Annotated in this window: 2 protein-coding genes; both read left to right on the plus strand. The window is 60.0% G+C overall.

Annotated elements, in window-relative coordinates; genetic code table 11:
• Positions 1-2 precede the first annotated feature (2 nt).
• Positions 3-4,019, plus strand: coding sequence for a DNA-directed RNA polymerase subunit beta (gene rpoB / locus B3605_RS16025; protein WP_296435013.1), 4,017 nt, complete (start codon positions 3-5; stop codon positions 4,017-4,019).
• A 189-nt stretch (positions 4,020-4,208) separates the two neighbouring features.
• The coding region (gene rpoC / locus B3605_RS16030) for a DNA-directed RNA polymerase subunit beta' (RefSeq protein WP_296435015.1) at positions 4,209-7,830 on the plus strand (3,622 nt) is incomplete at its 3' end.

Here is a 7,830-nt window from a genome sequence, read left to right on the forward strand (position 1 = left end):
TTTTGATGGTTGAAGAGCCCAAGGGCGGTCGCCCTGACGAGGGCCTTCAGTCGGTTTTCAAGTCCGTATTCCCGATCACGGATTTCTCCGGCGCTTCCATGCTGGAATTCGTGTCCTACGAGTTCGAACCGCCGAAGTTCGACGTCGATGAATGCCGCCAGCGCGACCTGACCTACGCCGCGCCGCTGAAGGTTACTCTCCGTCTGATCGTGTTCGATATCGATGAAGATACGGGCGCGAAGTCGATCAAGGACATCAAGGAACAGTCGGTTTACATGGGCGACATGCCGCTCATGACCAACAACGGCACGTTCATCGTCAACGGCACCGAGCGCGTTATCGTGTCTCAGATGCACCGTTCGCCGGGCGTGTTCTTCGACCACGACAAGGGCAAGAGCCACTCGTCCGGCAAGCTGCTGTTTGCCGCTCGCGTTATCCCGTATCGCGGCTCCTGGCTCGATATCGAATTCGACGCCAAGGACATCGTCTACGCCCGTATCGACCGTCGCCGCAAGCTGCCGGTAACGTCGCTGCTGATGGCGCTCGGCATGGACGGCGAAGAGATCCTGTCGACCTTCTACACCAAGTCCGACTATGTTCGTGACGGCAAGGGCTGGCGCATTCCGTTTACGCCTGAGACCCTCAAGGGTGCGAAGACGATCGGCGACATGATCGACGCCGACACCGGCGAAATCGTCGTCGAAGGTGGCAAGAAGCTGACCCCGCGTCTGCTCCGTCAGCTGTCCGAGAAGGGCCTCAAGGCTCTGCAGGCGACCGACGAAGACCTGTACGGCAACTTCCTCGCCGAAGACATCGTCAACTACTCCACGGGTGAAATCTACCTCGAGGCAGGCGACGAAATCGACGAGAAGTCGCTCGCCGTCATCCTGTCGCATGGCTTCGAAGAAATCCCGGTTCTCGGCATCGACCACATCAACGTCGGCGCCTACATCCGCAACACGCTGAACGCGGACAAGAACGAGAACCGTCAGGACGCTCTGTTCGACATCTACCGCGTCATGCGTCCGGGTGAACCGCCGACCATGGAATCGGCCGAAGCGATGTTCAACTCGCTGTTCTTCGACGCCGAGCGCTACGACCTGTCGGCCGTCGGTCGCGTCAAGATGAACATGCGTCTCGACCTCGAAGTCGAAGACACCGTCCGTGTCCTGCGCAAGGACGACATCCTGGCCGTGGTCAAGATGCTCGTCGAACTGCGCGACGGCAAGGGCGAGATCGACGACATCGACAACCTCGGCAACCGTCGCGTTCGCTCCGTCGGCGAACTGATGGAAAACCAGTACCGTCTCGGCCTGCTGCGCATGGAGCGCGCGATCAAGGAACGTATGTCCTCGATCGAAATCGACACGGTCATGCCGCAGGACCTGATCAACGCCAAGCCGGCAGCAGCTGCCGTCCGCGAATTCTTCGGCTCCTCGCAGCTGTCGCAGTTCATGGACCAGGTGAACCCGCTTTCGGAAATCACCCACAAGCGTCGTCTTTCGGCTCTTGGCCCGGGTGGTCTGACCCGCGAGCGCGCAGGCTTCGAAGTCCGCGACGTTCACCCGACGCATTACGGCCGTATTTGCCCGATCGAAACGCCGGAAGGTCCGAACATCGGTCTGATCAACTCGCTGGCGACCTTCGCACGCGTCAACAAATACGGCTTCATTGAATCGCCGTACCGCCGCATCGTTGACGGCAAGGTCACGAACGACGTTCTTTACCTCTCCGCAATGGAAGAGGCGAAGTACTACGTCGCTCAGGCCAACGCCGAACTCGGTTCCGACGGCTCGTTCGTCGACGAATTCGTCGTTTGCCGTCACGCCGGCGAAGTTATGCTCGCTCCGCGCGACAGCATGAACCTGATGGACGTTTCGCCGAAGCAGGTTGTTTCGGTCGCAGCCGCTCTCATCCCGTTCCTGGAAAACGACGACGCCAACCGCGCTCTCATGGGCTCGAACATGCAGCGTCAGGCCGTGCCTCTGCTGCGCGCTGAAGCTCCGTTCGTCGGCACCGGCATGGAGCCGATCGTTGCCCGCGACTCCGGCGCTGCTATCGGCGCTCGCCGTGGCGGTGTGGTCGACCAGGTCGACGCGACGCGTATCGTTATCCGTGCGACGGAAGACCTCGATGCCGGCAAGTCCGGTGTTGATATCTACCGTCTGCAGAAGTTCCAGCGTTCGAACCAGAACACCTGCGTCAACCAGCGTCCGCTGGTCACCGTTGGTGACGTCATCAACCGCGGCGACATTCTCGCCGACGGCCCGTCGACGGACCTGGGCGACCTGGCACTCGGCCGCAACGCGCTCGTCGCGTTCATGCCGTGGAACGGTTACAACTACGAAGACTCGATCCTGATGTCGGAACGCATCGTCGCTGACGACGTGTTCACCTCCATCCACATCGAAGAATTCGAAGTGATGGCCCGCGACACCAAGCTTGGTCCGGAAGAAATCACGCGCGACATTCCGAACGTTTCGGAAGAAGCGCTGAAGAACCTCGACGAAGCCGGTATCGTCTACATCGGTGCTGAAGTTCAGCCGGGTGACATCCTCGTCGGCAAGATCACGCCGAAGGGCGAAAGCCCGATGACGCCGGAAGAAAAGCTTCTGCGCGCCATCTTCGGTGAAAAGGCGTCCGACGTTCGCGACACCTCCATGCGCATGCCTCCGGGCACCTACGGCACGATCGTCGAAGTTCGCGTTTTCAACCGCCACGGCGTTGAAAAGGACGAGCGCGCGATGGCTATCGAGCGCGAAGAGATCGAGCGTCTTGCAAAGGACCGCGACGACGAGCAGGCGATCCTCGACCGTAACGTCTACGGCCGTCTGATCGACATGCTGCGTGGCCAGGTTGCCATCGCAGGCCCGAAGGGCTTCAAGAAGGGCACCGAGCTGTCCAACGCCGTCGTCTCCGAATATCCCCGCTCGCAGTGGTGGATGTTCGCCGTCGAGGACGAGAAGGTTCAGTCCGAGCTCGAAGCTCTGCGTGGCCAGTACGACGAATCCAAGTCGCGCCTTGAACAGCGCTTCATGGACAAGGTCGAGAAGGTCCAGCGCGGCGACGAAATGCCTCCTGGCGTCATGAAGATGGTCAAGGTCTTCGTTGCTGTGAAGCGCAAGATCCAGCCGGGCGACAAGATGGCCGGCCGTCACGGTAACAAGGGCGTTGTCTCGCGTATCGTGCCTGTCGAAGACATGCCGTTCCTCGAAGACGGCACGCATGTCGACATCTGCTTGAACCCGCTGGGCGTGCCTTCGCGCATGAACGTCGGCCAGATCCTCGAAACCCACCTTGCCTGGGCTTGCGCCGGCATGGGTAAGAAGATCGGCGAGCTGCTCGACGAATACCGCAAGACGATGGACATCACCGACCTGAAGACGGAGCTGACGGATGTCTACGCTTCGCAGGCCAAGGATGAAGTCGCCCACTTCGACGACGACGCGCTGGTCAAGCTGGCCGAGCAGTCCCGCCGTGGTGTCTCAATCGCAACGCCGGTCTTCGACGGTGCGCATGAGCCTGACGTTGCCTCTATGCTGAAGAAGGCAGGTCTGCACGAAAGTGGTCAGTCGGTTCTGTACGACGGCCGCACGGGCGAGCCCTTCGACCGCAAGGTCACCGTCGGCTACATGTACATGATCAAGCTCAACCACCTTGTCGACGACAAGATCCACGCTCGTTCGATCGGTCCTTACTCGCTCGTTACCCAGCAGCCGCTGGGCGGCAAGGCGCAGTTCGGCGGTCAGCGCTTCGGGGAAATGGAAGTCTGGGCTCTGGAAGCATACGGTGCGGCTTACACGCTGCAGGAAATGCTCACGGTCAAGTCCGACGACGTCGCCGGCCGTACCAAGGTCTACGAAGCCATCGTCCGTGGCGACGACACGTTCGAAGCGGGTATTCCCGAAAGCTTCAACGTTCTCGTCAAGGAAATGCGCTCTCTGGGTCTTTCCGTCGAGCTCGAGAACTCGAAGGTTGACGAGCAGCAGACCGGCCAGTTGCCGGACGCCGCCGAGTAACCACCTGATAGGGTGCGCGCTGCCATGTAGCGCGCACCGTCCCAGCTCTGGCCCCGTAACGTGTTGGCCGGGAAGGGACGATTTCGCCGCATTCTGCGGTTATTGTCGTTTTTTCGCGATGGCGCGGCGCCCGGGATTTGCCGCTGATCATCGCAGTTTGAGGGCTTTCAGCCCATGAAGGAGACAGGCATGAACCAAGAGGTCATGAATCTTTTCAATCCGCAGGTGCCTGCGCAGAATTTCGATTCCATCCGGATCTCGATTGCGTCTCCGGAGAAGATTCTCTCCTGGTCTTATGGTGAGATCAAGAAGCCGGAAACGATCAACTATCGTACGTTCAAGCCTGAACGCGATGGTCTGTTCTGCGCCCGCATCTTCGGACCGATCAAGGACTACGAATGCTTGTGCGGCAAGTACAAGCGCATGAAGTACAAGGGCATCATCTGCGAAAAGTGCGGCGTCGAAGTTACGCTGTCGCGCGTTCGCCGTGAGCGCATGGGCCACATCGAGCTCGCCGCTCCCGTTGCCCACATCTGGTTCCTGAAGTCGCTTCCTTCGCGCATTTCGACGCTGCTCGACATGACGCTGAAGGATGTAGAGCGCGTTCTCTACTTCGAACACTACATCGTCACCGAGCCGGGCCTCACCGCGCTCAAGGAGCACCAGCTCCTGACGGAAGAAGAATATATGCTTGCCGTCGACGAGTACGGCGAAGATCAGTTCACCGCCATGATCGGCGCTGAAGCCATCTTCGAAATGCTGGCATCGATGAACCTTGAGAAGATTGCGGGCGACCTGCGCTCGGATCTGGCCGACACCACGTCGGATCTCAAGCAGAAGAAGCTGATGAAGCGCCTGAAGATCGTCGAGAACTTCATGGAGTCCGGCAACCGCCCGGAATGGATGATCATGAAGGTCGTCCCAGTCATCCCGCCGGACCTGCGCCCGCTGGTTCCGCTTGATGGCGGCCGCTTTGCGACCTCCGACCTGAACGATCTCTATCGTCGCGTCATCAACCGTAACAACCGTCTGAAGCGCCTGATCGAACTGCGCGCTCCGGGCATCATCATCCGCAACGAAAAGCGCATGCTGCAGGAATCTGTGGACGCGCTGTTCGACAACGGCCGCCGTGGCCGCGTCATCACCGGCGCCAACAAGCGTCCGCTGAAGTCGCTGTCCGACATGCTCAAGGGCAAGCAGGGCCGCTTCCGTCAGAACTTGCTCGGCAAGCGCGTCGACTATTCCGGCCGTTCGGTCATCGTGACCGGCCCGGAACTGAAGCTGCACCAGTGCGGCCTGCCGAAGAAGATGGCGCTCGAACTGTTCAAGCCGTTCATCTACGCCCGCCTCGACGCCAAGGGTTACTCCTCGACCGTCAAGCAGGCCAAGAAGCTGGTTGAGAAGGAAAAGCCGGAAGTTTGGGATATCCTCGACGAGGTTATCCGCGAGCATCCGGTTCTCCTGAACCGCGCACCGACGCTGCACCGCCTGGGCATCCAGGCCTTCGAACCGATCCTGGTCGAAGGCAAGGCTATCCAGCTGCACCCGCTCGTCTGCACGGCCTTCAACGCCGACTTCGACGGTGACCAGATGGCCGTTCACGTGCCGCTGTCGCTGGAAGCCCAGCTCGAAGCCCGCGTCCTTATGATGTCGACGAACAACATCCTGCACCCTGCAAACGGTGCACCGATCATCGTTCCGTCGCAGGACATGGTTCTCGGCCTGTACTACCTCGCGATCATGAACCAGAACGAACCGGGCGAAGGCATGGCCTTCTCCGATCTGGGCGAACTGCATCACGCGCTTGAAAACAAGGTCGTGACGCTGCACTCCAAGATCCGCGGCCGCTTCAAGTCGATCGACGAGGATGGCAAGCCCTACTCGAAGATCTACGAAACGACCCCTGGCCGTCTGCTCATCGGCGAACTCCTGCCGAAGAACGGCAAGGTGACCTTCGACATCTGCAACCAGGAAATGACCAAGAAGAACATCTCCAAGATGATCGACACGGTCTACCGTCATTGCGGCCAGAAAGACACGGTCATTTTCTGCGACCGCATCATGCAGCTCGGCTTCACCCACGCCTGCCGCGCCGGCATTTCGTTCGGCAAGGACGACATGGTTATCCCGGACTCGAAGGCGAAGATCGTCGGCGACACCGAAAACCTGGTCAAGGAATACGAGCAGCAGTACAACGACGGCCTGATCACTCAGGGTGAGAAGTACAACAAGGTCGTCGACGCTTGGGGTAAGGCAACCGAAAAGGTCGCCGAGGACATGATGGCCCGCATTAAGGCCGTCGAGTTCGATCCGGAAACGGGTCGCCAGAAGCAGATGAACGCCATCTACATGATGTCGCACTCGGGTGCCCGTGGTTCTCCGAACCAGATGCGCCAGCTGGGCGGCATGCGCGGCCTCATGGCCAAGCCGTCGGGTGAAATCATCGAGACGCCGATCACGTCGAACTTCAAGGAAGGTCTGACCGTTAACGAGTACTTCAACTCGACCCACGGTGCCCGTAAGGGTCTCGCAGACACCGCTCTGAAGACGGCAAACTCGGGTTACCTGACCCGCCGTCTCGTCGACGTCGCGCAGGATTGCATCGTCAACCTCGTGGATTGCGGCACCGACAAGGGCCTCACCATGACCGCCATCGTCGATGCTGGTCAGGTCGTGGCATCGATTGGCGTTCGCGTTCTCGGTCGTACCGCGCTCGACGATATCGATCATCCCGTCACCGGCGAACGTATCGTCGATGCCGGCAAGATGATCCTCGAGCCCGATGTCATCGAGATCGAGAAGGCCGGTATCCAGTCGATCCGTATCCGTTCGGCACTGACCTGCGAAGTTCAGACCGGCGTTTGCTCGATCTGCTACGGTCGTGACCTTGCCCGCGGTACACCTGTCAACATGGGTGAAGCCGTTGGCGTCATCGCCGCGCAGTCGATCGGCGAGCCGGGCACGCAGCTCACCATGCGTACGTTCCACCTTGGTGGTACGGCGAACGTGGTCGACCAGTCGTTCCTCGAAGCATCGTACGAAGGTACCGTGCAAATGAAGAACCGCAACTTGCTGCGCAACTCTGACGGTGTTCTCGTCGCTATGGGCCGCAACATGGCGGTCACCATTCTCGACGAGCGTGGCGTCGAACGCTCTTCGCAGCGCGTCGCCTACGGTTCGAAGCTGCACGTCGATGATGGCGACAAGGTCAAGCGCGGTCAGCGTCTGGCAGAGTGGGATCCGTACACCCGTCCAATGATGACGGAAGTCTCGGGTACCGTTCAGTTCGAAGACGTCGTCGATGGTCTCTCCGTTCTCGAAGCGACCGACGAATCCACGGGTATCACCAAGCGTCAGGTTATCGACTGGCGTTCGACCCCGCGCGGTTCGGACCTCAAGCCGTCGATCGTCATCATGGACGCCAGCGGTAGCGTCATGAAGCTGCCGCGCGGTGCTGATGCCCGCTTCCAGCTGTCGGTTGACGCGATCCTGTCGGTCGAGCCTGGTCAGAAGGTTTCCCAGGGTGACGTGCTTGCACGTTCGCCGCTGGAAAGCGCCAAGACCAAGGACATCACCGGTGGTCTGCCGCGTGTTGCCGAACTGTTCGAAGCTCGTCGTCCGAAGGACCACGCCATCATCGCTGAGATCGATGGTACGATCCGCCTCGGCCGCGACTACAAGAACAAGCGTCGCGTCATCATCGAGCCGGCGGAAGACGGTGTCGAGCCGGTCGAGTACCTGATCCCGAAGGGCAAGCCGTTCCATCTGATGGAAGGTGACTATATCGAAAAGGGTGACTACATCCTCGACG

The sequence above is a fragment of the Rhizobium sp. UBA1881 genome, from assembly GCF_002338015.1.
Lineage (GTDB): Bacteria > Pseudomonadota > Alphaproteobacteria > Rhizobiales > Rhizobiaceae > Rhizobium.